We start from the raw sequence: 723 nt of genomic DNA, 5'->3' as shown, positions 1-723 counted from the left end.
GCAGGCGGGCGCCGTCCGTGGCGCCGTACGGGGCGTTACCACCGGTAGCGGAACTCGCCGAGCAGGGTGCGGCCCTCGCCGAGATAGCAGTAGCCGGCGTTGCAGACCTCGCGCCGTTCGTCCGTCAGGTTGGTCGCCTTGAACGATACGCTGGCCCCGCGCAGGGTCGGGTCCACGGCCGCTAGGTCGTAGCGCACCGAGGCGTCGACCTCGGTATGGGCGTCGTTGGTGTCGGTGTTGCTGCTGCCGGTGTAGGTCCGGCCGATGTAGCGCAGGCCGCCGTGGAACGACAGGCCGCGGAGTGCGCCGGCCGGCGCCTCGTAGCCGAGCCACAGCGAGGCCGAGTGATCCGGCGTCAGTGACGGCGTGTTGCCGATGTCGCCCTCGTCGGCGTCGTCGGTGATCTCCGCGTCGGTGTAGGTGTACGCCGCGGTGAGGTCCACGCCGCCGCCGAGGTCCGCGCGCGCCTCCAGCTCGACGCCGTTGGTCTCGACTTCGCCGACGGCCTCGTAATAGGAGCCCACGGAGGCGTTGTAGCCGACGTACTGCGCCGAGTTCTCCTCGACCAGGCGATACGCCGCGACGCTGAACAGGGCGTTGAAGTCGTTGGGCTGGAACTTGAGACCGGCCTCGTAGAGGCGCCCCTCGATCGGCTCGAGGATGTCGCCGTCGCTGTCCCGGTAGGTCACCGGCTCGAACGAGGTCGCCACCGCGGCGTAGGGC

The 723-nt window shown here is 70.1% G+C and carries 1 protein-coding gene; it reads right to left on the bottom strand.

Features of this window, described 5'->3' with window-relative positions; translation table 11 throughout:
• Positions 1-35: 35 nt before the first annotated feature.
• Positions 36-723 (bottom strand): TonB-dependent siderophore receptor (locus G7A99_RS22875; RefSeq protein WP_163144327.1); only part of this gene is annotated, 688 nt, incomplete at its 5' end.

This window comes from Arhodomonas sp. KWT, assembly GCF_010993615.1.
Note: the sequence above shows the minus strand (reverse complement) of the source record. Positions and strands in the feature narration are given on the sequence as shown.